Genomic DNA, 26,438 nt, shown 5'->3' with positions numbered 1-26,438 from the left:
GCGATAAAATCCTCTTTTTACCTATTGTACAGCACTTATGCAGTTCCATGTGTTTTTTTCCACATTCACGATTTTTGGAATATTTCCTGCGTAACCGGATATAATTCATCGGAGTCCGGATCGGGTGCAGGCAGCAGGTGCTTCAACAATTGGTGTGCTTCCTCATTTAACGCGTACCTGTACTGATCCTCACTCAAAGGCGGCAGTTCAACTTTTTCTATCAATTTCTTTTCATCATCAAACAGAGATTTGGAACTTTTCTTGTCCTTCCATTCATCCATAACCTCAGCAAATTTGGAAAAACGGTGCCCCCACTCCGTCATTATTTTCTTGTCCATGCCTTCTGCTTGCTTCCATTCGAACAATATACGCTGTATTTCCAATGAATGAAGATAGATCAATTGAATCTGGTACAGCTGCTCTCGATAACGATCCAGACGGTGCCGTTTTTTTCGGAGCAAGGGACTGAATTTTAAAGCTTGTAGCGCCTGCGACGTTCTCTCTGTAGCTTCATCGACGTGATCATACATCCTGCGGGTCGTTTCTTTCAATTTATCGCCTGTTTGCGCATGCAGGTCTCGCTTTATCCACCCGGAAAGCTCCCTGAAATGTTCAGCCAGGTCAGCTGTGGCTTGATCCAAAGATTTCGCTGCCTGTTTCGTAAAGTCCGGGGGAAAAACGAACATGTTGATCAAAGTTGCGGCAGCCGCTCCAATAATGGTTTCCACAATACGATCCAGACCATAAGTGTTATTTCCTTGTCCGACGGTGAGAACCAGCAAGGCGCTCACAGCAATCTGCGAGAATGCGTAGTTCCCGAATTTAAAAAGCTTTGCTGCAGCCAATGTGAAAAAGACGATCAGGCCGATGCTCCAACCGCCTATTGTTACATATTTCGTAGTCCATTCCGAGATAAGGACGCCGGCCACAACGCCCAGTATCCGTTGGTAACCTTTCCACAAGGACTCCTCCACCGTGACTTGCAGACATAAAATCGCCGCCAGCGGCGCAAAAAAAGGATGCTTGGAACCGATCTGTTGGGCAATTTCCCATGCGATGACGGCTGCGAAGGAGGTTTTCCATATTCGGTTAAAGGAGTACAATACGTCAGAGAGGTTCGGATACTTCATGAAAAGCCTCCTTTCTTCTACAGATTATTCACTCCTTCTTACACAATACTCGTCAGCCGTGAAGCAGTATTTTCTCAATCATTTCTCAAGTTATTCCACAATTTCCCCGATATCTCCGGTTTTCAGTCCGGCTGCGTTCGCTTCATCGGTATCGATATGCATGTCCAGAGCGAATTGATACGAAACCCTTGCCAACACTTGGTCGAAAATGACTCCGCGTTCCCCGCGGGCTTTTACCTTCAGCATCTGCTTATCCCGAATTCCCCATCTCTCGGCATCGCTTGTATGGAAATGGATATGCCGCGCCGCTACGATAACTCCTTCTTCGATTGTGATTTCGCCTTTGGGGCCTTTGATCGTCATTCCGGGAGTTCCTGCAATATTGCCTGACTCTCTGACCGGAGCGTGTATGCCGATGGAAAAAGCGTCCGTTCTGGAGATTTCAAACTGCGTAATGCGGCGGGCAGGTCCAAGAATTCTCACATTCGCAAAAGAGCCCTTTGGGCCGATGACTTCCACTGTTTCTTCACAGGCATATTGGCCCGGTTGGGACAGATCCTTTAGAACATGCAATTGATACCCTTCGCCGAATAAAGCCTCCACATGCTGCTGCTTCAGATGAATATGGCGAGCTGAGACGCCTATCGGAACTTGTATCATACTGAACCCTCCTAGGGTAAATGGTTATCCCTCAACATTTTGTATATTCTTCCTAGATTATAATGGACTGCAAAAGAAAAAGCATACGGGATACCCCATATGCCTCGCAAAATTCACGCGAACTACTTGAATTCGGCCATCAATTTTTCAAATTGATCTTGTGTAAGACGAATGTCCTGCTGTGCCAGAGGTTCATCTCTGAATCCCGCAACCTGCTCCTCGTAGCTTGGCTTGCTCTTGTCCTGATAGATAACGCCTGTCAGCATGCCGCCGGTTTCCATCAACTTGGTCATAGCGGTAATACGGTTGGAAGAATCGTACCCTTCCACTTCGTCAAGATCAACAATGTTTTCCTTAAACCAGTCGTAAGTGTTCACTTTGTTGAAAGTAACGCAAGGGCTGAAAACGTTGATCAGGGAGAAGCCTTTGTGCTTCATTCCTTCCTCGATTACATGAGTCAGCTGTTTCAAGTTGGAGGAGAAGGATTGGGCTACGAAAGTAGCGCCTGCCGCAAGAGCCATTTCCAACGGGGCTAATGCAGATTCGATCGAACCGGCAGGCGTGCTTTTCGTCTTGAAGCCCACACTGCTTCGAGGGGACGTCTGCCCTTTGGTCAAGCCATAGATTTGGTTATCCATTACGATGTAAGTCATATTGATGTTGCGGCGGATCGAATGGACGGTGTGTCCCATCCCGATCGCGAAGCCGTCTCCGTCTCCGCCGGCGGCAACCACAGTCAAGTCACGGTTTGCCATTTTGAGCCCCTGTGCAATCGGCAAGGATCTTCCATGGACACCGTGGAAACCGTAAGCGTTGATGTAACCGGAGATGCGGCCGGAGCATCCGATACCGGATACCAGCGCAAGCTGCTCTGGCTCCAGGCCCACGTTGGCAGCAGCTCTTTGAATCGCCGCTTGAACGGAGAAGTCTCCGCATCCGGGGCACCAGTTAGGCTTCACATTGTTACGAAATTCTTTGAATGTTGCCATATTAGATCAGCTCCTTGCAGGCTTTATGAATTTCAGCGGGTAAGAAAGGATTTCCGTTATATTTCAGCAGGCTTTCCAGATTATCGGGGCTGCCTGTGTGCAATTTAATCAACGACGCCAATTGTCCTGTAGCATTGTTCTCAACCACGACGACTTTCTTGGCTTTATCGACGTAAGACTTGATTTGCTCAGCCGGGAACGGGTGAAGCAAACGTACGGTAATATGGTTCGAAGTTACATTATCGCCGGCTAGTCTTTTTCTTGCTTCGTCAATCGTTCCGCCAGTGGAACCCATCCCGATCACCAGTAGATCAGGGTTGTTATGAGGAGCGTCGACCAGGATCGGATTGGTTACTTCGATATGTTTAAGCTTCTCCAAACGCTTATCCATCATTTTCTGACGGTTGACCGGGCTCTCGGACGGGCGTCCAGCTTCATCGTGCTCAACACCGGTCACATGGTGGATACCGTTCTTCTGGCCGGGGATCACGCGCGGCGACACGCCGTCCTCACTGAACTCATAGCGCTTGAACAATTTGTTGTCTTCAATGGCAGGCAGCTCGCCGGATACCAGTCTGCCGCGGTCAATCGTAATTCTGTTGTAATCGAACAGCTCGGAGGATTGTTTGCCCAAGGATAGCTGCAGGTCTGTTACTAGAATAACGGGACATTGATATTTCTCTGCCAGATTAAAGGCTTCGATAGTGTCATAGAAGCATTCTTCAATGGTGCTGGGCGACAATACGATCTTGGGAATCTCGCCGTGCGTACCGTAGATCATCGCGTTGATATCGGATTGTTCCTGCTTGGTAGGCAGACCTGTGCTCGGACCCCCGCGCTGAGTGTCCACGATGACTACAGGCGTTTCAGTCATTCCTGCAAGGCCGATCGCCTCCATCATCAGGGAAAGACCCGGGCCGGCGGAAGCGGTTAAAGTTCTTACACCGCCGTAGTTGGCGCCTATCGCCATAGTGACCGCTGCAATTTCATCTTCGGTTTGGATAACGGTACCGCCGAATTTAGGCAGTGCTTTAATCAAGTACTCCATAATTTCGGAAGCCGGGGTAATCGGGTAAGCAGGCATAAAACGGCAGCCCGCGGCTACAGCGCCCAGACCGATCGCATCGTTCCCGATGATAAATAGCTTCTGTTTGCCGTCCGCAGGGGCCAATTGGAATTCGGACAGCGGACCGCCGGTGAGTTCCAATACGAACTCGGCGGCTTTTTTTACTGCAGCCAGGTTCTTCTCTACTACTGCAGCGCCTTTGCGGCCGAATTCTTCCTCAACAGCTTTGTTGAACACTTCCAAAGGAAGGCCGAGCAGAGCCCAGGAAGCGCCGGACGCGGCCATGTTCTTAAACAGTGAAGAACCGAACTCTTCCGCGATGGCTGTGATCGGGACAGGGAACAGACGGGCGTTCACTCCCTCCGGTACAGTCGGATTGAATTTGGCGTCCGCTACTATGACACCGCCAACGCGAAGCTCGTGGGAGTTCAAATCGATAGTCTCCTGGTCGAATGCGACCAGGATGTCCAGGTCGTCCGATATCGCACGAATCGGCATGGTGCTGATCCGAATCTTGTTGTTCGTATGTCCTCCCTTGATTCGGGAAGAAAAATGACGATACCCGTATAAATAATAGCCAAGGCGATTCAACGCGGTCGAGAAAATTTTATCCGTACTCTCTACCCCTTCACCTTGCTGACCTCCGATTTTCCACGAAAGTTGGTTAATCACTACGAGTCAACTCCTTCAAAGTCGCTAGTAAAAGTTATAGTTAATAATATTCAAGAAAAAGAGATCATGCCGGTGAGGTGCCGGGCGAGTTCTGTCTGGTATGGACAAAAAAATTTCCAGCGCAGGCTGAAATCAATTGGAAACCGCCCTATATGCGGCCAGTAGATTCGCATGTTAAGAATAAATAAAAATTCTCTGCCTCATCAAAGAAATTTTATGCTTAACTATACTAAATTGCAAGCACTTTCCAAAAGATCGAAAGATAGTATTTCGAGATGAAATCCATGCCGGCATGAGATCATTGATCGTGTACCTATAGTCATTTTGTGAATATTTAGCAATCAACCCGGCAGCCGTTCGAGCAAAAATTTCCTCCAATTGAGATAAGCAAAACACCGCACCTGCTCTTCCTTGTAATGCTTCAGCAGTGCATTGATCAAATTTTCATACTCCCCTGCATTCTCTAGTCCACGCACATGATGATCCGTACCGTCAAAATCCGATCCGAAACCTACATTATACTCGCCTCCAAGGCCGCAAACGTGGTCAATATGCTTCAGCAGATCCGAGATAGAAGCACAGCCTTCCCGCTTGGCAAACTTTGGCACAAAGGTAATCCCGATCCTGCCTCCCGTGGCGACAATGGCCTTGATCTGGTCATCCCTTAAGTTTCTCGGGTGAGGGCACAGCTTATATGCGTTGGAGTGCGAGGCGATGAAAGGAACGTCGGTGCGCTCAACCAGTTCCCAAAATCCCGCTACGGAAATATGGGATACATCCATGATCATTCCCAGACGCTTGCACGTCTCGATCAATTTTCGTCCTTTTAGTGTAAATCCGCCGTTTCGGGGCTCCATAATCCCATCTGCGGCCCAGTTCGCGTAATTCCACGTAAATCCAACAGCTCTGACTCCTAGCTGGTACAGCGTTTCCAGGTGGCTGACCTGTCCGTTTAGCCCCTCTACTCCTTCTAAACTCAGTATAGCCCCAATTTGGTTATTTTTTTCAGTCTCTCTCAAATCTTTCGCTGTCCGGATTAAGATAAGTTCATTTGGGAGCGAGGCCGCAATTGTATGCAGAATATGTACGCTTTCCAGCACGTGGTTGATATTCGGATTCAGGATGGATTCAGGCAAATACACTGCAAAAAACTGAACAAGCGCGCTTATATTTTTCAAACGGCTAAAGGTTACATCCAGGTTCGATCGGTCATCAAGAAAATTACAACGTGGATTTGTCAGCATTCTGCTTAGCACATCGCAGTGGGCATCTATAATTTTCATCCTGTATTCCCCCTAAGACAGCATTGTAAGTTCGGTTCTTTTTCTATGCGTTGCTCGCGCTCCCGTAGAAGCACAACAAACCTGACTACCATTAAGGCAATCAGGTCAGTTTATGTGAAAGTCCCATATTACACTTCAGGTCTACCTGGGCTCAACAATGAGTTTAATGGCTGTCCGGTCTTCCCCGTCGATGACGATATCTGTAAAGGCTGGAATACAGATCAGATCAACTCCGCTGGGCGCTACGAATCCTCTTGCGATAGCTACCGCTTTAATTGCTTGATTGAGCGCACCGGCACCGATGGCCTGCAGTTCGGCAGCGCCGCGTTCACGCAGCACGCCGGCGAGTGCACCTGCGACGGAGTTTGGATTGGATTTTGCTGAAACTTTTAATACTTCCATGAAAAGTACCTCCTCAGGAATGATGGATGGATTCCAGTACCATAACTATTCTTGAATTCCTGGAATAATTCCTTTCGAGAGAAAACTTTCAGGCAAGCGTACCCAAACTATTCAAACATTAAATCGTCCTCAAACATTCGAATGAGCTGAATGCTGCGGGACAGTCCGGTTTGTTCATCCATATCAATCAACACGGCGTGGAAGTGCCAGCTCCCTTCATCGACCACAAACCTCGCCGGCAGCTGTGTCCGGAATTTTTGCAGCACTCCTGTCTTTTCCATACCGAGAATGCCGTTCTGAGGACCAACCATTCCCACGTCCGTTACATAAGCGGTCCCGGAAGGCAGAATCCTTTCATCATGGGTCTGTACATGGGTATGTGTTCCGACAACAGCGGATACTCTGCCGTCCAGATGCCAGCCCATAGCGATTTTTTCTGATGTGGCCTCCGCGTGAAAATCCACCAACACGCTTTTTCGCTTCTTATTCAACCCTTGCAGAATTGTATCCGCCGTCGCAAAAGGGCAATCAAGAGGTGGCAGGAACGTCCTGCCTTGCAGATTGACAATGACGAGTTCATGCTGGTTTACCGTGATGGTGGTAAACCCTCTGCCGGGCGTTCTTGCCGGAAAATTGGCCGGGCGAACCAATCGCTGCTCGTCCTCGATAAATTCAAAAATGCTTTTATTATCCCAGGTATGATTTCCCATCGTTATGCCATGCACACCGAGATCGAAAAACTCCTTAGCTATAGCCTGCGTTATGCCGCGGCCGCTTGCTGAATTCTCTCCGTTGACAATAACGATGTGAGGATTATACTTACTTTTTAACCTCGGAAGCACCGCTTTTAACGCTTTTCTTCCGACGGCGCCGACGATATCACCAATGAACAGAACCCTGATAACCATTCACCTTCCTGCTATTCCGTCAATATTCGCTATTCGCCCATTATAGTATTTCCTGAACCGAAAAGAAAAGTGGCCCCATCGAGCCACTTTTCTTCGTTTATCTCGAATGCATGGACAGGGGGCTGAGCAGCCTTATTCCAAGCTTCGGATTGATCTGATTATTTAGCATATTCAACTGCCCGGGTTTCCCGGATGACGGTAACCTTGATGTGTCCAGGATAATCCAGTTCGCCTTCGATTTTCTTTGTAATATCGCGCGCCAGGCGGAAAGCTTCGGTATCGTCTACCTTCTCAGGTTGAACCATGACGCGCACTTCGCGTCCCGCTTGGATGGCATAGGATTTCTCGACGCCTTCAAACGACTCCGAAATTTCCTCCAGCTTCTCCAGACGCTTGATATAAGTTTCCAAAGTTTCACGGCGGGCTCCCGGCCTTGCGGCGGATAATGCATCCGCTGCGCCGACCAGCATCGCAATAACGGATGTGGCTTCGCAATCCCCATGGTGTGAAGCGATACTGTTAATGACTACTGGGTGCTCTTTGTATTTCTTGGCGAGTTCCACGCCGATCTCAACGTGAGAACCTTCAACTTCATGGTCCAGTGCTTTACCGATGTCATGCAGAAGCCCGGCACGTTTCGCCAATGTCACGTCTTCTCCAAGCTCGCCTGCCATAAGTCCAGTCAAGTAAGCAACTTCCATCGAATGTTTCAGCACGTTCTGTCCATAGCTGGTTCTGAACTTCAGTCTTCCGAGGATTTTGATCAAATCCGGATGCAATGCATGGACACCGGTCTCGAATGTTGCCTGCTCACCGTATTCCCGGATTCGCTCGTCAACCTCTTTACGGGATTTCTCCACCATCTCTTCAATTCGAGCAGGATGAATTCTCCCGTCGGCCACCAGCTTTTCCAGAGAGGTTCTTGCAATCTCTCTCCGGATGGGGTCAAATCCCGACAGAATGACCGCTTCGGGCGTATCGTCAATGATCAGGTCAATTCCAGTCAGCGTCTCCAGTGCCCGGATATTGCGGCCTTCACGGCCGATGATCCGTCCCTTCATCTCTTCGTTCGGAAGAGTAACCACTGAAACCGTAGTTTCGGCTACATGATCCGCAGCGCACCTCTGGATAGCAAGCGTGATGATTTCTCTTGCTTTCTTATCAGCTTCTTCCTTCGCCTGCTGCTCGATTTCCTTAATCAGCTGGGCGGTCTCATGTCTGACTTCCTGCTCCACATTGGTCAGGATAATCTCTTTGGCGTCTTCCATAGTCAAAGCTGAGATTCTTTCCAGCTCAGTCACTTGAGCTTTGTAGAGCTCATCAATTTGCGATTGGGTTTCTTCAATTCGTTTCTCTTTGTTGGCGACCTGCTCTTCTTTTCTTTCAAGAGATTCTAATTTTTTATCCAGCGATTCCTCTTTTTGCAACAATCGTCTTTCTTGTCGTTGGGTTTCGTTCCGACGTTCACGAATGTCTTTTTCAGCTTCTGCACGAAGTTTGTGCACTTCGTCTTTCGCTTCCAGGACCGTTTCCCTCTTCAGCGCTTCCGCCTCTTTCTTGGCTGCTTCCAAGATTTGTTCGGCAGCTTTCTCGGCACTGGAAATTTTCGCTTCGGCAAGAGATTTGCGGATAAAATAACCAATCCCTAAGCATAGAACACCAACAACGAGAGCGATCAAGTAGATCATCTTGTTCACCTCCTCGTTGATTCCTCCAAGGGGTTAGCTTGGGATAATTCGGTTTTTTAATCCGTGGAATTATAACTTTTCATAAATCAAGTAAAGTAAAAATTGGCGATTTTACTTCGTGAATTCCATGCCAGTGGGGTGTAACAAAGAATTCACATAAAGATATTATACATCCACATTTTATCTTTTGTCGAAGAAGCTTGTCAAGCATTGCTCTTTAATGGAAAACCGCATAAGTGTATTTCGCTTTAGTGGAACTCCTCAAATTCATCGGCGCCTCCGGCGATCTCTCTTATGACCCGCTGCACTATTCCCACGGGATAACCCCGTCTCAGCAGGAAAGAAGCTGTTTTTCTCTTTCGCTGAACAAGCTCGCCGCTTGTCGACTCCCACTTCATGGAGCCTAAATGAAAAGCGTGCGGGTACTCATCTTCCTCCTTGATCTGCCCGACGGTCTCGAGAATGATATCCTTCCCCACACCTTTTTGCTCAAGTTCCTGACGTACCAGCCTGCGTCCTTTTTTTTGCTCATGTATCCTGTGTTCGCTCCACATTCTGGCAAAATCCGCATCATTCACATAGTTTTGCTCTTTCAAGCTGCGAATTACAATCTCAATGAGCTCGGGCTCGAAGCCCTTTTGCTTCAACCGCTCCCGTATCTCAAACCCCGTACGGGGCTTTCTTCCCAAGTACCGCAGAGCCTGGGCGTAAGCCTGCTGCTTCTCGTCTTCATGCAGCATCTCCTCCATCTGCTCCCGGTTTATCTCGGTACCTTTAAATATTCTATATTTGATCATTACATCTTCATGTATGGAAAAGGAGAAGCTGCCATCAATATAAACATTGTACCTGTGCTGGTTCTTCTTCTGTTTTTCGACCATGGTGACGACAGACGGGACCTCAGACACGGGAAAACCACCTCACTAACAACGAACGCACCTTTACAAGCTTAAAGGTGCGTTCTCAATATTACTCCAAGCCTAATGCCAATGCTTCATCTTCGTCTTCTTCGTCAGCAGTGAAGCCCGCGGGAACGCCTCCCGTCAAGTTGCTGACCTCTCTGATCTTCTTCTCGATCGTCTCGGATATTTGGCGGTTCTCTTTGAGGAACTGCTTCGCGTTCTCGCGTCCTTGCCCAAGCCGTTCGCCTTCGTATGAATACCAGGCACCGCTCTTATTAACGATATCCAACTCAGTGCCGATATCGATAATGCTTCCTTCGCGTGAAATCCCTTCGCCATACATTATGTCAATCTCGGCCTGCTTGAATGGCGGAGCCACCTTATTCTTCACAACCTTGATACGAGTGCGGTTTCCTACCATATCGTTGCCCTGCTTGATCGTTTCGACACGGCGCACGTCCAGGCGAATAGTGGAATAGAACTTCAAAGCTCTTCCGCCCGGCGTAGTCTCCGGATTGCCAAACATAACCCCGACCTTCTCCCGCAGCTGGTTAATGAAAATGGCGATCGTCTTCGACTTGTTGATTGCGCCTGACAGCTTGCGCAGCGCCTGGGACATCAGGCGTGCCTGTAAACCTACGTGCGAGTCTCCCATCTCGCCTTCGATTTCCGCTTTGGGCACCAGCGCCGCGACGGAGTCAATGACGATGATATCCACGGCTCCGCTTCGGACAAGGGCCTCGGCAATCTCCAACGCCTGTTCTCCGGTATCCGGTTGGGAAAGGAGCAGTTCATCTATGTTAATACCAAGTTTGCTCGCGTATAGTGGATCTAAAGCGTGTTCTGCGTCGATAAATGCCGCTTGTCCGCCAACGCGCTGCACTTCCGCAATCGCGTGCAAGGCTACTGTCGTCTTACCGGAAGATTCCGGCCCATATACTTCAATAATTCTCCCCCTTGGATATCCCCCGATTCCCAAAGCGATGTCCAGGGCAAGAGAGCCGCTCGGTATGGTCTCTACCTGCATGTGGGCGGATTCTCCCAGCTTCATGATGGAACCTTTACCGAATTGTTTCTCTATCTGGCGCAATGCCATTTCTAAAGCGGCGCGACGATCTGACAAAACACTCACTTCCTTTTATCAATGTTATAATACTATCATACCTTCTTTTACCTACATTTACAAGCATTTTATCGAACATATATTCGTAAAATTGCAGGTGCCAAGAAAACAAAAAAACCGCAACAAAGAAGGATTCTTCTTGTTACGGTGCTTCCGTTTACTTTTCCATTATACTCTAGACAAGGGCTCACTGCAAGAAAAAATAACCATCTGTCTGAGGCGTTGATATTTGCCTAGGACATCCTGCTTTCGCTCCCGAGCTTTTGCCCCGTCTTAGATTCGGCTCGCGTTAGCACACTCCCATCCCGCTCCAATGATTTAAAGCTGCTTCACCCTGCTCCAGAGCCGGTACAGCGCGTTCTTTGAAGCCCGCAGCTTGATCATTTCGCGGTTGCCCGACAACTGCAGCTTGTGCACCGTTGTATCCGCTCCGCGCTGGGCAACGCCAACATAAACCAGCCCGACCGGCTTGCCTTCGGATTCCGCAGGTCCGGCCACGCCGGTGATGGATACGGCCCAATCCGTATCCATCAGCTGAAGCAGCTGCTCGGCCAAACGAAGTGCCGTTTCCTCGCTCACCGCTCCGGCCGTGTCCAGCACGGATTGCGGCACATTCAGCAGACCCTGCTTCACTTGATTGGTATAGCATACCACCCCGCCCTTAAACACCTCCGAGCTGCCAGGCACCGTGGTGATCATGTCGCTTACCATGCCTCCCGTGCAGCTTTCGGCGGCAGCCAAAGTCATGCCTTTCTGCTTCATGAGGGCGACCAGAGCCGACTCCAAAGAGATATCCTGTTCCGCGTAAATATAGTCCCCAAGACGCTTCCTAATCTCGCTTTCCACGGATTCGATCTTGCGGAACGCTTCCTCCCTGCTCTTCGCTTTGGAGGACAGCCGGATAGTCACTTCGCCTTCCTTCGCATAAGGAGCGATCGTAGGATCCGTCTGGCCGTCGATCAAATCGATCAGCTGATGCTCAAGTAAGGACTCGCCAATTCCGGCGAATTTCAGCATCTTGGAATATAGCGGCGATGAATCGGGCATTTTGGAAAGAATCCAGGGCACAGCGTAATGCTCGAACATCGGCTTCATCTCTTTCGGCGGACCCGGCAGCACCACAAAGTGCGTCCCTTCATGGGTGAGCCCCATTCCGACCGCCATACCGGTGTCGTTGGGCAGAGTGTCTCCGCCTGCCAGCAGGTGCGCCTGCCGGATATTGCTTTCCACCATCTGTATTCCCCTGGCACGGAAAGTACCGGCGATCCTCTCTTCGGCAGTCCGATCCACAAGCAGCGGCCGGTCAAGAAGCTCCGACAGAGCATCCTTGGTCAGATCGTCCTGAGTGGGTCCCAGCCCCCCGGTGCAAAGGACAAGATCAGCCCGTCCGGCTGCCAGACTGAAAGCTTCTTTTAATCTTGCAGCGTTATCCCCCACGACGGTCTGGAAATAAACGTCAATTCCCATGTCAGCACACTGCTGAGATAAGTACTGAGCGTTTGAATTCAGAATCTGCCCGAGCAGCAGCTCGGTTCCAATGGCGATGATTTCCGCTTTCAATGCCGCAACCTCCCCGTATCATCCAAAATACCGTGCGAATAATCGTCAGGTTTGCTGGTTCAACAGCTGCTTCGATTTAATAAAATAATCGATACCGGAATAAATGGTAATAATTGCCGCGATCCAGCTTGCGAACAGATCGAAGCGGAATCCGATAAAAACAAAAGGAAAGTTGTTGATCAAATGCGCGATAATCGCGGTAATCTGGGCTGCCGTCTTCCACTTGCCCCATTGGCTTGCCGCTATGACCACGCCTTCGGTCACGGCAATCTGCCGCAGCCCGGTGACCGCAAATTCGCGGCTGATTATGACAATGGCGATCCAGGCATCCAGTTTCCCCATCTCCACAAGAGAGATCAGCACAGCGGAAACCAGCAGCTTATCCGCGAGCGGGTCAAGCAGCTTTCCCAGATTGGTAACAAGCTTCTGCTTTCGGGCAATATATCCATCCAGACTGTCGGTGCTGGCGGCAATAATGAAAATGATCGCTGCGATAATCTGGTTGTAGGTAATAACGAAATCATGGAAATGGATTACTGGAGTTTTCAGCTTTACCAGCAGAAAGAACATGATGATAGGGACCAGAAAGATCCTCGCTACGGTAATCCGGTTGGCCAAATTCATGAAACAGCCTCCCCGGAAAGATCAAACTCAAACGAATGCGTCACCCGCACTCTCGCGATTTCGCCGATTCCGGAATTGCATTTGGAAACAAACACTTCGCCGTCGATTTCAGGGGCGTCATATTGCGAACGTCCAACATATACATCGTTGCGGCCGTCATAGCGCTCGATCAGAACATCGATTTCCTGGCCGACCCGCAGCCCGTTGCGCTTGCCCGCGATTTCTCTTTGCAGCTCCATCAGCTTGCTGACGCGGTACTCTTTTACATCATCCGGAACCTGGTCGGGCAAGCGGGAAGCAGGCGTATCCTGTTCTTTGGAATAGGCAAACACGCCCAAACGGTCAAACTGGACATCTTTAATGAACTGTTCCAGATTAGCAAAATCCTGCTCGGTTTCCCCGGGGAATCCTACGATAAGGGAAGTTCTGAGAGAAACGCCAGGTATTCTTGCGCGAATTTTCTCTATGAGCCCGCGCGAATCTCTTTGTCTGCCGGGTCTTCTCATCCGCTTAAGGATGGAATCCTCGCTGTGCTGCAAAGGCATGTCGATATATTTGCATATCTTCGGATTACTGGCGATAGTATCGATCAACTCTTCCGTAAAAAATCCCGGATAAGCGTAGTGCAGCCGAACCCATTCGACTCCCGCCACTTCGCTCACTCTGTTCATCAGCTCCGGGAGCTTGAAGCCGTCATACAGATCAGTCCCATAGTTGGTGGAGTCCTGGGCGATAAGGGAAATCTCTTTCACGCCTTGGGAAGCGAGCAGCTCCACTTCATCAAGAATAGACTCCATGCTGCGGCTCCGGAAGCTTCCCCTCATGATGGGAATGGAACAAAAGGTGCAGGCGTTGTCGCAGCCTTCGGCGATCTTAACGTAAGCCGTGTAACGTGGAGTAGCCACCTTCCGTGGAAGCTTCGCTTCATAATTAAACACCGGGTTGCCCACCAGCATCGGTTTTTTCCCGGCCAAGGCTTTATCGATAATATCGTTTATCTTGTCAAAATCACCCGTGCCCACGATCCCGTCTATCTCGGGCATTTCCTGCATCAATTCCTGCTTGTACCTTTGGGTCAGGCAGCCGGAGACGATCAAAGCCTTGAGGCTCGCCGTCTGCTTCAAATCCGCCATATCCAGAATCGTATTGACCGATTCCTCTTTGGCGGCGTCTATGAAACCGCACGTATTGACGATAATCACGGTGGCTTCTTCTTTGTCCTCGACCAAGGTGTAACCGCGTTCATTGACCAAACCGGACATAATTTCGGAGTCCACCAGGTTCTTCTCGCACCCCAATGTGACAACCTTCACTTTTTCTGTCATTTTTTAAATCCTCCATCATCGGCCCATTACAATTCTTATCCAGTATAAACTATGCCTCGCAGGGGTGTCAAAAACGTGAACACCTTTGCCGGCGCAGGCTGACAGGGCGTCGGATATCGCTTATCTAAGATTCAGGAACTGCAATTCCAGCGGAATATCCGCCTTTCTGAGCAAAGCTATCACTTGCTGGAGATCGTCTTTGCTTTTGCCGGACACCCTGATCTGGTCTCCTTGGATTTGGCTTTTTACCTTAAGTTTGGAATCCCGGATCAGATTATTGATCTTCTTGGCATTTTCCTGATCGATTCCCTGCTTTAGCTTGATTCTCTGCTTCACTGTGGACGACGCGGCCGGTTCAATCTTGCCAAGGTCCAAATTTTTGAGGGAAATGCCCCGTTTCGACATCTTGGAATAAAGAATATCCAGCACGTTCTGAAGCTTGAAGTCATCGTCGGAAACGACGACAAGCTCCTCCTTCTCCAATGCGATGCTGCTTTTGCTGCCCTTAAAGTCAAATCGTGTGGCAATTTCCTTCTCCGCCTGCTGAATGGCGTTGTTCAACTCCTGCATGTCCATTTTCGACGCGATATCAAAAGAATTCTCGGTACTCATCGTTCCGCTCCTCTCTAATGTCCTTAATATTCTGGATTATAACAGGCTTAAAACAAGAAAAAAAGCATCACTGCCGAAGCTGATGCCTTCTTGCTTAAATTATGTCCGCACGCTGCACGGAAGTATCGCGGAAAATCTCCATAATCCCGAGCACAATGTGCGCCAGGCCGAAGCCGAAAATCCCATAGCCCCATGCGCCGGGAGTCAAGTACCAACCGATCAGGCTGACGATGACTCCCAGTCCGGTAACGATCCAACCAGCGGTCATACGCATTAACCTCGCTTTTCCGAAGAATAGTTCAGGTCATTCCTTAGTATAACCAGGGTAGGCGGAAATTATGCCTTGAGCTGATTACTGCAGATTTAACTGGAACCTTCTTGGATTTGGGCTTTCTCCCATATTCAACGGGGTTCCGTTCACGGTAATCTGCACAGCGTTCGCCTTACCCACATTAAGAAAAGCAGAACCTTCGACTTCCCAGGTTTTGTCCGGATCGCCCATCTTTACTGTGCCCTGCTCGATCGGCTTCCTGCCGTTCGCCACAGAATCCAATTGGAACCAGCAGGAGTCGCCGGTCACCTTCATTTGAATGGTCAGCTTGCCGGTGTTGGTAATCGTGTAAGTATAAGTTTCCCTTACATTGTCAGTCTGTTTCACTTCAGCTGCAGCCGCAGGAGCCGGTGCGGGAGCGGGAACGATAGGCTCTTCCTTCTTGGGTGCGCCGGCAGGCGGCGTTGGCGTCGTTGCCGCAGAAGGGGCTGGAGCAGGCGCCGGAGTCCCCGGCTTGGCCTCGCCCGGATCCTTCCTTGTCGTAATTTGATTGCCATCTTCAGGTAATACGCTGTTGCGAGGTTTAGAATATACGCTTACAAAGTAATAAACGATTCCGATAATCAAAACGACAAAAGCGATCATCAAGAAAGTGGAAGCCCATTTGCCGCCTCTTTCCGCCTTCTTGTTCGTGCTTCGGGAGCGCAGCATAACCTCAGCCGCTGCCGCCGTCGACTGCGGGGCCGGGTTTGGAATCACATTCTGATACATTTGCAGCACTTCATTCGGGTCTAATCCTACCGCCTCGGAATAGCTCTTGATAAACGCCCTCACGTAAAAATTGCCGGGAAGCACCTTGTAATCTCCCTCTTCAATGGCTTCCAGGTACCTTTTGCGTATTTTCGTCACTTCCTCCAAGGTTTCAATCGACATTCCTTTCTCCAGCCTAGCTTTTTTCAAATGGGCACCGAGATCAGACAAGACTGTTCACCACCAAATGAGTATTAGAAATCTTCATTCATATTTTTCAGAAAATGTTCGTAGGTTATCTCCTCATCGGGAGTATTGCGTAGCTCGACGATCATATTGAATGTATTGTAATCGTAGTGCGACTCGCGGACAAAAATGTCCGGATGCTCGATCACCTTCGTAGAAGGCATGGCCATGATCTCCTGAAGGAGGCTGTAATGCTTTTCATTCGACCGGAGTGTAGAAACGATGCCGTCTATGATGAAAATGTTGTTCGGGTTCATCTCATCCTCGGACAGCTGGCTGCGTACCGTTTGGCGGAGGAGAGTGGACGATACGAAAGTCCATCTTTTATTGGAGCATACGCTTCCCGCGATAATCGATTCGGTTTTGCCGACCCGAGGCATCCCTCTTACGCCTACCACCTGGTTACCTTCCCTTTTGAACACTTCGCCCATAAAATCCACTAAAATCCCTAACTCGTCGCGAGTAAAGCGGAACGTCTTCTTATCGTCGGAATCCCGTTCTATATATCTTCCATGCCGCACTGCTAGAATATCCACCAGCTTTGGCGGCCTTAAAGCCGTAACAGTAATATTATCCACTTTTTTGAGCATTCTACCCATTAAATCAATAATCTCATCGTCATGGGTCTGCAGAAGCATGCCGCGCTTACGGTCCTCCACCCCGTTGATCGATACGATGTTAATGTCCAGCATACCCATAAGGGAAGCGACATCACCCAACAGGCCTGGCCGGTTTTTGTGAATTTTGTACTCCATGTACCATTGCTTCTTTTCCAACCTGACACCTCTTCTTCTACTCGGTTCGGGTAACTAAGAATCTTTTTCTACAAAATTCGCCATAATCCTTTTTTTATTTAAAAAGATACTCTTCAGGTGTATAAGGCTCCGTTCCCGAGTGCCACTTGCTCTCCCGGATAATCTTCGGAACTCCCTGCAAAACCCTGGCCCACTGGACTTCGCCGGCGGGCACGACAGACATATCCACCACAGGAATCCTGAGAGAATTGATTTTTTGGCGGGACGCGGCATCGAGGGAAGAATAAATGACGATCCAGTTGCTGTGATGCGCTCTGGCATTGAGGGTCAGCTGGTTGAACCAATCCGGGCTCAGATCTGTCTTCACGGTATGGTCCTCTTCTTCGGAAGGGGACCATTGGACAGGCACCGGCATGGAGGAAGCGGTCACCCATTCGATCTGCTGATTCCCCTCCAGCTGCGTTCTTACCCACTGCTGCCGGCTGTCGGAGACGGCTTTCGCATCCAGGCTTCTGGACATCACATTCGCCTTGCCCGCGGGCAGCGCTGGCTCATTTCCGTTCTGCAGCACAATCCATTTGGCCTGTTTCAATTTATCGGCTTCCGCGAGAGCGCCCGCTGTCAGGCTCTTTCCTGCGGTCACAATATAATCATAGGTCCGGGCTTCGATTTTCTGCTCCAAATCCGGTTCGAAACCATTTATATCCCTAACCCATTCGTATGTAATCTGAAACCCGTTCCATCCGCTCAAACCGGATTGAATGGCAATTTTCTGTTGGTCAGACAGATCAGGCCCTGTTATGACGAGTGCGGAAAATTTGTTATGCAGAAGCTCCGGCTGAATTTCCGGAAGCTTATTACCGCAGGCGGAAAGAGCCAGGACGGCCGCGAGCCCCAGAATGCCCTGCAGCAAGCGTGTATGTTTCATGTGTGCTTCTCCTCTTGGTGAGTAATCAACTTACAGTATACCACGATCTTTCAGAAAATCTATATGTCGGTTTTACTGGAAGTGAGAAATCCTCCAAAACTGAAGATAACCTTCGGAGCATATACCGACTACTTTTGGGTGCGCCGCTGTATTCACAAAAAAAGGGCCTTCCTGCGGCAGAAGATCTGCTTGGAGGAAGCCCTTTCCGTGTTAGGCGTTGTTTTTGGCCAGTTTTACCATAATGCCTGCCAGCGCTTTTCTTTGCTGCTCGTCGCTGACGTCCCAAAGTTCTTTCAGAACACGCTCTTCCCTGTTCTCCGGATCGATTTTGTCTGCCAGATAATCGCCGATTTCAAAGGCGAGCTTAGAGATCGTCCCGTCGTTCATTCCGACAGCTTCCGCTTTTCTCACTCTCTCGCCGAGGAAATCTTTCCATTTATCATACGAACTAAGCACAGTGGACATGTGGTGAGCCTCCTTTGATTGCTTGAATTGTACTCCGAACAATAGTACTTTCTGCAAAAAGGGGCCGGATTATAACTGGAATCCGCTGCCTGTGACTTAAGTCAGCCACCCTCCGTTAGGAGAAATCACCTGGCCCGTGATATACCCTGATTCAGGCAGAGAAAGAAAGTAAACGACGGAGGCTATTTCGTCCGGTTCCGCGAACCGGCCTGCGGGAATCTCCTGCCTTATGGCGTCTTTCTCCCGCTCGTCGAAACCGGACATCATGCGAGTTTCCACAGGACCGGGGGCTACAGCGTTCACGGTAACACCCGAAGGCGCCAGCTCTTTGGCCAGCGCTTTCGTAAACGCGTTGATCCCGCCCTTGGCGGTGGAATATGCGACTTCGCAGGAGGCGCCCGTGATTCCCCAGATGGAGGATACGTTGATGATCCTGCCGTATTTACGCTTCACCATTTTTTCCATGAATATTTGGCTGCACAGAAATGTGCCCTTCAGGTTCACGTTCATAATATAGTCCCAATCTTCTTCGGAAACGTCTGAAAGCAGGCTGTAGTGGCTGACGCCCGCGTTGTTGACCACGATATCCGGGAGCATTTGATGGGCTTCCAGCTTTTCTTTCATCCGCAGGATCTGTTCTTTGGACCGCAGGTCGGCGGTGACCGTCATGACATTCGAGCCCAGCTGCAAACACCTGCGGGCGACCTCATTAGCCGATTCGTGCGAATTCAAGTAATGGAGAATGATATTCATGCCCACCGAGGCAAACCGCTCCGCTATCGCTGCGCCTATGCCGCGGCTGGCCCCGGTGATAAGTACGGTCTGGGACGTGAACTGCTTGTCGCCGTTCATTTTGCTTCACTTTTCACAATGGACACCGCGGACTGTTCCCAATCAAAATGCTCCCTGAAGCGCCGGTTTACTTGCTCCAAAGACAAGCTTTCATACACAGGAAGAATATCGAAAAAATCGATGCCCTTAAACTGGTAGTTGGTAAATTGATTGGCTATGGCCTCCGGAGAATTCAGCATTCTGAGGAAACCTCCGATCTTTTTCTTGCGGGTCCGCTTAAAATCTTCATCTTGAAAGCCTTGCTGCGCTATTCTCGCGGTTTCTTCCTTAACCCTGGCCAGCAGAGCCTCCGGATCCGGCGTGTCGCCGCCGATAATAGAGAAAGAATAACCTTCATTGCTATTGTACTCGGAACCGAAGTTATCGAAAATAAGCTTCTCGTCATACAGCTTCTGGTAGATCTCCGAGCTTTGGCCGAACAGCAGGTCGAGCACCAACTTCGTGCACAGCTCTTTCTCCAGCAAAGCTCGGCCCTTCTCGTCGGAGGTTTTCTCCTTAAAGCCAAACAAGCATTTCGGCAGGGACACAGGGAGCGAGATCCGTCTTACTTTCTGATCGACTGCGGCAGGCTCCTCAGGAAAAATGCGGTCGATTTCCCCCTGCTTGTCAAACGATTTGGCAGCCTGATTTTTTTCCACAAGTTCAAAGATTCGCTCGGGATCGACCCCGCCCACAACGAACAAAGTCATATTGTTCGGATGGTAAAACGTATGGTAGCAGTCGTAGAGCAGCTCTTTCGTAATTTTGGATATGGACTCCACCGTGCCGGCAATATCGATATGAACCGGATGGTTTTTGAACATCGCCTCGATTAATCCGAAATAAACCCGCCAGTCCGGCTGGTCCTGGTACATTTTAATTTCCTGGCCGATGATCCCTTTTTCCTTCTCCACATTCTCATCGGTGAAATAAGGGTTCTGCACAAAATTAAGCAGGGTGGTCAAATTAGCCTCAATCTGTTCCGTAGCCGAAAAAAGGTATGCGGTCCGGTCAAAGCTAGTGAAGGCGTTGGCTGACGCTCCTTGTGCGGAAAATGTGGCAAAAACGTCGCCTGTCGGCTCCTCGAACATTTTGTGCTCCAAAAAATGGGCGATCCCGTCCGGAACCTGCAGCGGCTGTTGGCCTTCGACTTGAAAATGGTTATCGACGGAGCCGTAATTGGTCGAGAAGGTCGCGTAAGTTTTTTCAAAGCCGGCTTTAGGCAGCACGTATACTTTGAGCCCGTTGTCCAGCTCTTCGAAATACAGCGTTTCTTTCAAATTAGGATAAGGAATGGCTTGCATCGGCTATTCTCCTTTCCGGTCCCGAAGGAAATAGATCGTATCGAGCTTGGTCTTCCGGGCCGCTTTGGCGATATCGTCAGAAGTTGCCTGTTCCACGGCTTCGATCAGATCAGAGACCGGGCGCTCTCTGCCCGATAGTATGGAGTTGAAATCGTACGCTATGATCTCAAATGCGGAATCCTGCATTTCTTTCAGCTGATTGCGGATCATGGCCCGTGTCTGGCTCAGCTCGGTTTCGCTGTATTGTCCGCTTTCCATCGCCTCCAGCTGCTTTTTGATAATATCGGTCGCTTTATCGTAATTGTCCAGTTCAATGCCGGATTGAATCGTCAAAATCCCTTTATGGCCGTCAAAACGGGACGAAGCGTAATAAGCCAGGCTGTGCTTTTCCCTTACGTTGGTAAACAGCTTGGAATGGGGATAGCCGCCCAGAATGCCGTTGTACATTAATGCCGCCGGATATTCGTCGCTGCCGTATGTAATCGGTGTGCGAAGCCCCATATTGAGTTTTCCCTGGTTTACGTCCAGACTTTCCACGACGATGTTGGGCTCTTTGTCCGCGGGTGCGGAAGCTTTGACCGTATAGTTTTTCTGCTCGCCAGCCGAGAGGTCCATAATCTCCCCGATCATCGACTGAACTTCTTCCAAACTCGTGTTGCCGACGACATACAGATCCAGAGGTGCTTTCTGCAGCAGATCTCTGTACTGGGCAGACAACGATTGGGGAGTGATCGGCTCAAGGTCATCAATCCGGCCCAAAGGGTACAACCGGTAGGGCTCATTCTTGCACATTTCCTCTATGCAGCGTTCGGCGGCGTAACGGATTTTGTCATTGACTATGGATTCGATCCGTTTTTGGACGGTTGTCTTCTCGGAAGAGACGTATTTCTCCACAAAATGTCCGTTCTCAAGCGCCGGCTTCGTCACACACTGCCCCATAAATTCGAGCGCCTGCCTTAAAAGCGGATTCGACTCCTTCACAAATTCATCCTGGATAATGTCCATGCGGAATTGAACGATCTGGTAATCTCCCCGCTTGTAGACGTCGAACCCGAAGCCCGCTCCATAGAGATCGTCGAGCCTTTCGCGGAACCGCCGAGTATCCGGATATGTGGACGAGCCCCTCCTTAAGACAAAAGGAATCAACGCTGTCGGCGTCACTTTGCTTTCGTCCAACGTTTGCCCGATATACATCGAAATCGCGTACGTTTTAAATTGGTCGGTCGGCAGCACATGAATCCGCAATTGGTTCAAGGCACCTCGCTCGAATTGAATGGTTTTCAATGGGACGGTCTCCCTTCCTGCGCGTTAGTCGATAGCTTTATACCATTATATTCCTTTACAAAGAGAAGAAGCAACCGAGCCGGTTACTTCCTGTTTGCCTTGTAACTTAAGTATGTTTATCTGCAAAAAATATGCTTCCCGATCGTCTTGACCTGAGGCCTCGACCAGATCCATTTGGAGGTAGCCGTCTCCGGGTTAAAATAATACAGGCATCCGCTTGACGGATCCCAGCCGTTTAGTGCGTCCCTTACCGCTTGTTTCGCCCTGTCGTTAGGCGTCAGCCAGATTTGTCCGTCCGCAACCGCGGTAAATGCCCCCGGCTGAAAAATAACTCCGTGGACTGTATTCGGAAACTGCGAGGAATTGACCCGGTTCAGAATGACCGCCGCAACGGCGACCTGTCCCTCATACGGCTCACCTCTGGCTTCGCCGTATACTGCGTTAGCCATAACATTCAAATCCTGCTCCGAGAGCCCTAGACGATTGGAAGAAGTCATTGAGGACGGCGCCGCATCCGCACCGCCCCCGCCGCCCGATGCGCGGTTTGCTTTAGGCACATCGGCTTCTGTCGGCCTCCAGCTCTGCGTTGCCTGCCACAGCTTAAGCTTGGTTTTGTCCCCCAGCACTCCGTCTACATCCATCCCAAAGCTGCTTTGGAACCATTTGAGCGATTTTAAAGTATTGTAACCGAACACGCCGTCTACATCGCTTTTGTAATAGCCGAGGAATTTCAATCTGCCCTGCAGCTCAACGACATCTTTGCCTGTGTCGCCGTATCTGATTACGGTTTTGCTGAACGTCTCCTCCGCCTGTTTACCGCTGCCGCTTCTTTGTAACTCAATCCCTACGGTGAGGCAGGCAACCAAGAGAAGCGTGATCCAGAAATATCTTTTTATCATGCGAGTAATCAACCTTTCTCCATAGTTGGTGCTTACATCCTGTTTGCCTTTATTATGAGAAAGGGGGATGGCTTCTATGCAAAAAGATTCCGTACAAAGGCAGCAGCGCTTTCCATTGGCGAAAAGCGCTGCGGTCGCGGTTGGCTTTGTGAGCCTGCCATATAAATTGACTCAGGAGCTTAAACGGTTGTGCTGCTGGTATTGTTCCAAGGTAACCAGTACTTCCCTCGGCTTGCTGCCCTCGTAAGGGCCCACCACCCCTTTGGATTCCATGGAGTCGATCAGCCTCGCCGCGCGCGTGTAGCCCACCCGCATGCGTCTCTGCAGCAGCGACACCGAAGCTTGCTTGGCTTCCAGAACGATTTGCACCGCTTGATCATACAGCTCATCCTCAAACTGTTCGCCGGCCTCCTGTGTTTCTTCTACCTGGGGAACGAGCTCTTCCTGGTATTGAGCCTGTTCCTGCGTTCTGCAGAAGTTTACGACGGCTTCCACTTCCTGGTCGGACAGGAAAGCGCCCTGCACACGGACGGGTTTGGATGCGCCGACAGGCAAATACAGCATATCTCCGCGTCCCAACAGCTTCTCGGCGCCGACCATATCCAGGATCGTCCGGGAGTCCACTTGCGAAGACACGCCGAAAGCGATCCTCGAAGGGATGTTTGCTTTGATCAGCCCTGTAATGACATCCACGGAAGGACGCTGGGTTGCGATGATCAAGTGGATTCCCGCCGCGCGCGCCATTTGGGCCAGGCGGCAGATGGAATCTTCGACGTCGTTCGCAGCAACCATCATCAGATCGGCAAGCTCGTCCACAATAATGACGTAATACGGGAGCGGAGCTTCAGCTTTGGTTTCATTCAGAATCGCATTGTAGCCTTCGATATTCCGGGTGCCGCTCTTGGAGAAAAGCTCGTAACGCTTTTCCATCTCCACAACGATTTTCTTGAGCGCGAGCGAAGCGCGGCGAGGATCTGTCACTACAGGAGCCAGTAGATGAGGAATTCCGTTGTAAACGTTCAATTCCACCATCTTGGGGTCGACCATTAGAAACTTCACTTCGTCAGGCTTCGCTTTGTACAGAATGCTGGTAATAATTCCGTTAATGCAGACGGATTTACCGGATCCTGTCGCTCCGGCCACCAATAAGTGGGGCATCCTGGCCAAGTTGCCGACAATGGGCTGGCCGGAAATATCCCGGCCCAACGTGATTGAGAGCTTGGATGCCGCATCCTGAAAAGCGTTCGTCTCCATCACTTCCCTCATCGTTACAACCGAAACCTCGGAGTTCGGCACCTCAATCCCGATCGCGGACTTTCCCGGGATCGGAGCTTCCATCCTGATATCCTTGGCAGCCAAAGCCAATGCGATATCGTCCGTCAAACCTACGATCCTGCTGACTTTGACACCGACGTCAGGTTGGATCTCGTAGCGTGTTACCGCCGGCCCTCTAACCACTTCAAGCACCTTCGCGCGTACTCCGAAGCTTTCCATTGTGGCTTCCAGCTTGCGGGCGTTCGCCTTGTAATCCGATAATTCGCCGCCTTTGCCGGCTCCGGGCTTGGACAGCAATTGCAGCGACGGCAGCTGGTAAGGAGCTGGATTCGGCCGTGGAACCTGCTCTTGAAACCCCTCCTGCTGATCATCCTCTGCCAGCTCCGTTCCTTCCGGTTCAGGCTGCTTCTCGTTCAATACCTGCTCTTGAAAATCGCGGATCAACGGCACAAAATCATCGTCATCCGAAGGAATGTCGATCTTGGGCGGCGTACTGTCGCTGCGGAAGACGGTCTCTTCCTCCATCGATTCGCGTTCATCGTGGTTTGATTCCGGCAGAACATCGTCCATCTTGTTCTTCTTCGAAGTTGGTTTGAGCAGATCGAAGAACATCGGGGATTTCTTTTTGGCTTTCGGTTCCGGCGTGTACAGTTCTTCGTCGAATTCATCTTCATCCAGAGGAAGCGGTTCGCGGTTCGCAGCTTTTTTGGCCTTGGAAGCAGATGTTTTTGCAGGCCGGAGCAGCTTGGAAAAGCCCTTCCACTGCTCCTGCATACCCAACCCCATCGTATTAAATCGGCCGCGGATCTTATGCATGACCTCCACATAGGAAATGCCGGTGAATAAAAGAAACCCGATCGCAAACAAAGTAAACTCGATTAATTTGGATCCGGCCGTGTCGAAAAGAAAAAAAAGCACACTGTACAGCAACGCACCGGTCATACCTCCGCCTACTTCATGCGTCAAAATATCCATCGCTTTGTTCGTAGGGTGAAGGCCGTTCATCATGCTGCGCCACGTTTCGTTCCATATCATTCCCGCCGTGAACTCGCCGTTAGGGTACAAATGGTCGAACAGGCTGATATGGTTCATCAGAAGCAATCCGAGCACAAACAGCAGCGCCCCCACTTTCCTTGTCGACCATAAAGTGGGCCATGCCCTTTTAATCATGACATACAAGCCTATATAAATAAAAATCAACGGGATCAGAAAATCCCAGGTGCCGATCAGGAAACGAAACAAATACGTAAGAGAGCGGGCGACTGAGCCATTTCTGGAAAGAGCGATTACGGAGAAGGTCAAGATCAGGATACCGTAGAGCTCGTATTTAAGATACGATTGCAGAGATTTAGCTTTTTTCCTGCTTTTGGCCAAGCAGAATCACCCCCGATGTATGATTATACCATATCGACGGTGACCATGATAGGTGCCTGGGCCTTGTCTTCGTTAAGGATAAAATTCAATCATGCTGCCGGGAGCCAGACGTCCGTCCAAAAAATGCTTCGGATCCATGCTCAGCACACGTACAATTCTCGCCTGCTGAGGGCTGATCATCTCAACCTGCAGCGTTACCCCGTTATAGTTGATCTCACTGTAAGAAACGGCGGAATTCTCCAGTCCATCCAACACTGTGTCCATCGGCAGCAGAGTGTCAAAAATCATTGAACGACCCCCGCATCAACACCTTTCCGGCGTTCGTCAATCATCCGGTTTAAGGCTGCGATCGCTTCGCCTACTCCGCCTACGCTGTCGATGAGTCCATGCTTCACTGCGTCCTTGCCGATGACCGTCGTACCGATGTCGCGTGTAAGCTCGCCGGTTTTAAACATAAGCTCCTTGAATTTTTCCTCCGTAACATTTGAGTGGCTCGTCACGAAACGGATCACTCTTTCCTGCATTTTTTCCAAATATTCAAATGTCTGTGGAACTCCGATAATCAGCCCGTTCAAACGGATCGGATGGATGGTCATCGTCGCCGTTTCGGCAATCAGTGAATAATTCGAGGAAACGGCTATCGGCACGCCGATGCTGTGACCGCCGCCCAGAACGAGCGTAACGGTCGGCTTCGACAGCGAAGAGATCATCTCGGCAATCGCCAGACCGGCCTCAACATCTCCGCCTACCGTGTTTAAAGTGATAAGAAGCCCCTCGATACTAGTACTTTGCTCGATCGCTACAAGCTGAGGGATCAGATGCTCGTACTTCGTCGTTTTGTTTTGGGGAGGGAGTACGATATGCCCTTCCACCTGGCCGATCACGTTCAAACAGAAAATGTTGGATTCTGCCGCCGGCGTCTGTGTCTGCCCCAACTGTTGGATATTGTCCAGGACCGGATTGCGTCTAATGTCTTCTTCCTGGCGGGACGGATCATTGCCCGGCATAAACGGCGGATTGAGCTGCGGATTCTGCCCTGGATTAGGTACGATGCCCGGGTTCGGGCCGGGGATAGGCCCGGGGCCCGGGTTCGGCCCGGAAACGGGCCTTTG

At 50.2% G+C, this 26,438-nt stretch carries 26 protein-coding genes; all 26 read right to left on the bottom strand.

Annotated elements, in window-relative coordinates; translation table 11 throughout:
- Window positions 1-65: 65 nt before the first annotated feature.
- Window positions 66-1,130, bottom strand: coding sequence for an FUSC family protein (locus tag ACZ5N7_RS04300; RefSeq protein ID WP_464657719.1), 1,065 nt, complete (start codon window positions 1,128-1,130; stop codon window positions 66-68).
- A gap of 90 nt (window positions 1,131-1,220) precedes the next feature.
- Complete coding sequence (locus ACZ5N7_RS04295; RefSeq protein WP_464657717.1) at window positions 1,221-1,790, bottom strand: phosphate propanoyltransferase; 570 nt, start codon at window positions 1,788-1,790, stop codon at window positions 1,221-1,223.
- 122 nt (window positions 1,791-1,912) lie between these two features.
- Window positions 1,913-2,779, bottom strand: a complete 867-nt coding sequence (locus ACZ5N7_RS04290) for a 2-oxoacid:ferredoxin oxidoreductase subunit beta (protein WP_464657716.1) — start codon at window positions 2,777-2,779, stop codon at window positions 1,913-1,915.
- A 1-nt stretch (window position 2,780) separates the two neighbouring features.
- Window positions 2,781-4,517: a 2-oxoacid:acceptor oxidoreductase subunit alpha gene (locus ACZ5N7_RS04285; RefSeq protein WP_464657714.1), complete on the bottom strand. Its 1,737-nt coding sequence runs from the start codon at window positions 4,515-4,517 to the stop codon at window positions 2,781-2,783.
- Between the two features lie 341 nt (window positions 4,518-4,858).
- On the bottom strand, window positions 4,859-5,800 hold the full coding sequence (locus ACZ5N7_RS04280; protein ID WP_464657712.1) for a dipeptidase: 942 nt from the start codon (window positions 5,798-5,800) through the stop codon (window positions 4,859-4,861).
- A gap of 141 nt (window positions 5,801-5,941) precedes the next feature.
- Window positions 5,942-6,202: a stage V sporulation protein S gene (locus ACZ5N7_RS04275; protein WP_006286829.1), complete on the bottom strand. Its 261-nt coding sequence runs from the start codon at window positions 6,200-6,202 to the stop codon at window positions 5,942-5,944.
- 107 nt (window positions 6,203-6,309) lie between these two features.
- Complete coding sequence (locus tag ACZ5N7_RS04270) at window positions 6,310-7,104, bottom strand: TIGR00282 family metallophosphoesterase (RefSeq protein WP_464659137.1); 795 nt, start codon at window positions 7,102-7,104, stop codon at window positions 6,310-6,312.
- 164 nt (window positions 7,105-7,268) lie between these two features.
- Entirely contained in the window at window positions 7,269-8,798 is a 1,530-nt protein-coding gene (gene rny / locus ACZ5N7_RS04265) for a ribonuclease Y (protein ID WP_464657710.1), read from the bottom strand.
- 248 nt (window positions 8,799-9,046) lie between these two features.
- Window positions 9,047-9,706, bottom strand: a complete 660-nt coding sequence (locus ACZ5N7_RS04260; RefSeq protein WP_464657708.1) for a RecX family transcriptional regulator — start codon at window positions 9,704-9,706, stop codon at window positions 9,047-9,049.
- Between the two features lie 61 nt (window positions 9,707-9,767).
- A complete protein-coding gene (gene recA, locus ACZ5N7_RS04255) occupies window positions 9,768-10,823 on the bottom strand; it encodes a recombinase RecA (RefSeq protein WP_464657707.1) in 1,056 nt (351 codons plus the stop codon).
- Between the two features lie 318 nt (window positions 10,824-11,141).
- Window positions 11,142-12,383 (bottom strand): competence/damage-inducible protein A, encoded by a 1,242-nt coding sequence (locus ACZ5N7_RS04250; protein ID WP_464657705.1) that lies wholly within the window; start codon window positions 12,381-12,383, stop codon window positions 11,142-11,144.
- Window positions 12,384-12,428: 45 nt separating this feature from the next.
- Window positions 12,429-13,007 carry a CDP-diacylglycerol--glycerol-3-phosphate 3-phosphatidyltransferase gene (gene pgsA, locus ACZ5N7_RS04245; RefSeq protein WP_464657703.1) on the bottom strand — a complete coding sequence of 193 codons (579 nt, stop codon included), beginning with the start codon at window positions 13,005-13,007 and terminating at the stop codon, window positions 12,429-12,431.
- Window positions 13,004-14,332 carry a 30S ribosomal protein S12 methylthiotransferase RimO gene (gene rimO / locus ACZ5N7_RS04240; RefSeq protein WP_464657701.1) on the bottom strand — a complete coding sequence of 443 codons (1,329 nt, stop codon included), beginning with the start codon at window positions 14,330-14,332 and terminating at the stop codon, window positions 13,004-13,006. The genes pgsA and rimO overlap by 4 nt, the downstream gene beginning before the upstream one ends.
- A 120-nt stretch (window positions 14,333-14,452) precedes the next feature.
- Complete coding sequence (locus ACZ5N7_RS04235) at window positions 14,453-14,944, bottom strand: YajQ family cyclic di-GMP-binding protein (RefSeq protein WP_464657699.1); 492 nt, start codon at window positions 14,942-14,944, stop codon at window positions 14,453-14,455.
- Between the two features lie 94 nt (window positions 14,945-15,038).
- Entirely contained in the window at window positions 15,039-15,212 is a 174-nt protein-coding gene (locus tag ACZ5N7_RS04230; RefSeq protein WP_464657697.1) for a hypothetical protein, read from the bottom strand.
- Window positions 15,213-15,296: 84 nt separating this feature from the next.
- A complete protein-coding gene (locus ACZ5N7_RS04225) occupies window positions 15,297-16,196 on the bottom strand; it encodes a RodZ domain-containing protein (protein WP_464657695.1) in 900 nt (299 codons plus the stop codon).
- 23 nt (window positions 16,197-16,219) lie between these two features.
- Window positions 16,220-16,987, bottom strand: a complete 768-nt coding sequence (locus tag ACZ5N7_RS04220; RefSeq protein ID WP_464657693.1) for a YmfK family protein — start codon at window positions 16,985-16,987, stop codon at window positions 16,220-16,222.
- A 73-nt stretch (window positions 16,988-17,060) separates the two neighbouring features.
- Window positions 17,061-17,894, bottom strand: a complete 834-nt coding sequence (locus tag ACZ5N7_RS04215; RefSeq protein ID WP_464657692.1) for a hypothetical protein — start codon at window positions 17,892-17,894, stop codon at window positions 17,061-17,063.
- Window positions 17,895-18,104: 210 nt separating this feature from the next.
- Complete coding sequence (locus tag ACZ5N7_RS04210) at window positions 18,105-18,359, bottom strand: DUF3243 family protein (protein ID WP_464657690.1); 255 nt, start codon at window positions 18,357-18,359, stop codon at window positions 18,105-18,107.
- A gap of 96 nt (window positions 18,360-18,455) precedes the next feature.
- Entirely contained in the window at window positions 18,456-19,211 is a 756-nt protein-coding gene (gene ymfI / locus ACZ5N7_RS04205) for an elongation factor P 5-aminopentanone reductase (protein ID WP_464657688.1), read from the bottom strand.
- Window positions 19,208-20,494 (bottom strand): EF-P 5-aminopentanol modification-associated protein YfmH, encoded by a 1,287-nt coding sequence (gene yfmH, locus ACZ5N7_RS04200; protein ID WP_464657686.1) that lies wholly within the window; start codon window positions 20,492-20,494, stop codon window positions 19,208-19,210. The genes ymfI and yfmH overlap by 4 nt, the downstream gene beginning before the upstream one ends.
- 3 nt (window positions 20,495-20,497) lie before the next feature.
- Window positions 20,498-21,778, bottom strand: coding sequence for an EF-P 5-aminopentanol modification-associated protein YfmF (gene yfmF / locus ACZ5N7_RS04195; protein ID WP_464657684.1), 1,281 nt, complete (start codon window positions 21,776-21,778; stop codon window positions 20,498-20,500).
- A 116-nt stretch (window positions 21,779-21,894) separates the two neighbouring features.
- Entirely contained in the window at window positions 21,895-22,677 is a 783-nt protein-coding gene (gene sleB / locus ACZ5N7_RS04190) for a spore cortex-lytic enzyme (RefSeq protein WP_464657682.1), read from the bottom strand.
- 171 nt (window positions 22,678-22,848) lie between these two features.
- Window positions 22,849-25,326, bottom strand: coding sequence for a DNA translocase FtsK (locus tag ACZ5N7_RS04185; protein WP_464657680.1), 2,478 nt, complete (start codon window positions 25,324-25,326; stop codon window positions 22,849-22,851).
- A 72-nt stretch (window positions 25,327-25,398) separates the two neighbouring features.
- Window positions 25,399-25,614, bottom strand: coding sequence for a YlzJ-like family protein (locus ACZ5N7_RS04180; protein ID WP_464657678.1), 216 nt, complete (start codon window positions 25,612-25,614; stop codon window positions 25,399-25,401).
- Window positions 25,611-26,333 carry a ClpP family protease gene (locus ACZ5N7_RS04175; RefSeq protein ID WP_464659135.1) on the bottom strand — a complete coding sequence of 241 codons (723 nt, stop codon included), beginning with the start codon at window positions 26,331-26,333 and terminating at the stop codon, window positions 25,611-25,613. Before ACZ5N7_RS04175 ends, ACZ5N7_RS04180 begins: the two co-directional genes overlap by 4 nt.
- Window positions 26,334-26,438 lie beyond the last annotated feature (105 nt).

The sequence above is a fragment of the Paenibacillus sp. JCM 18996 genome, from assembly GCF_055392555.1.
Note: the sequence above shows the minus strand (reverse complement) of the source record. Positions and strands in the feature narration are given on the sequence as shown.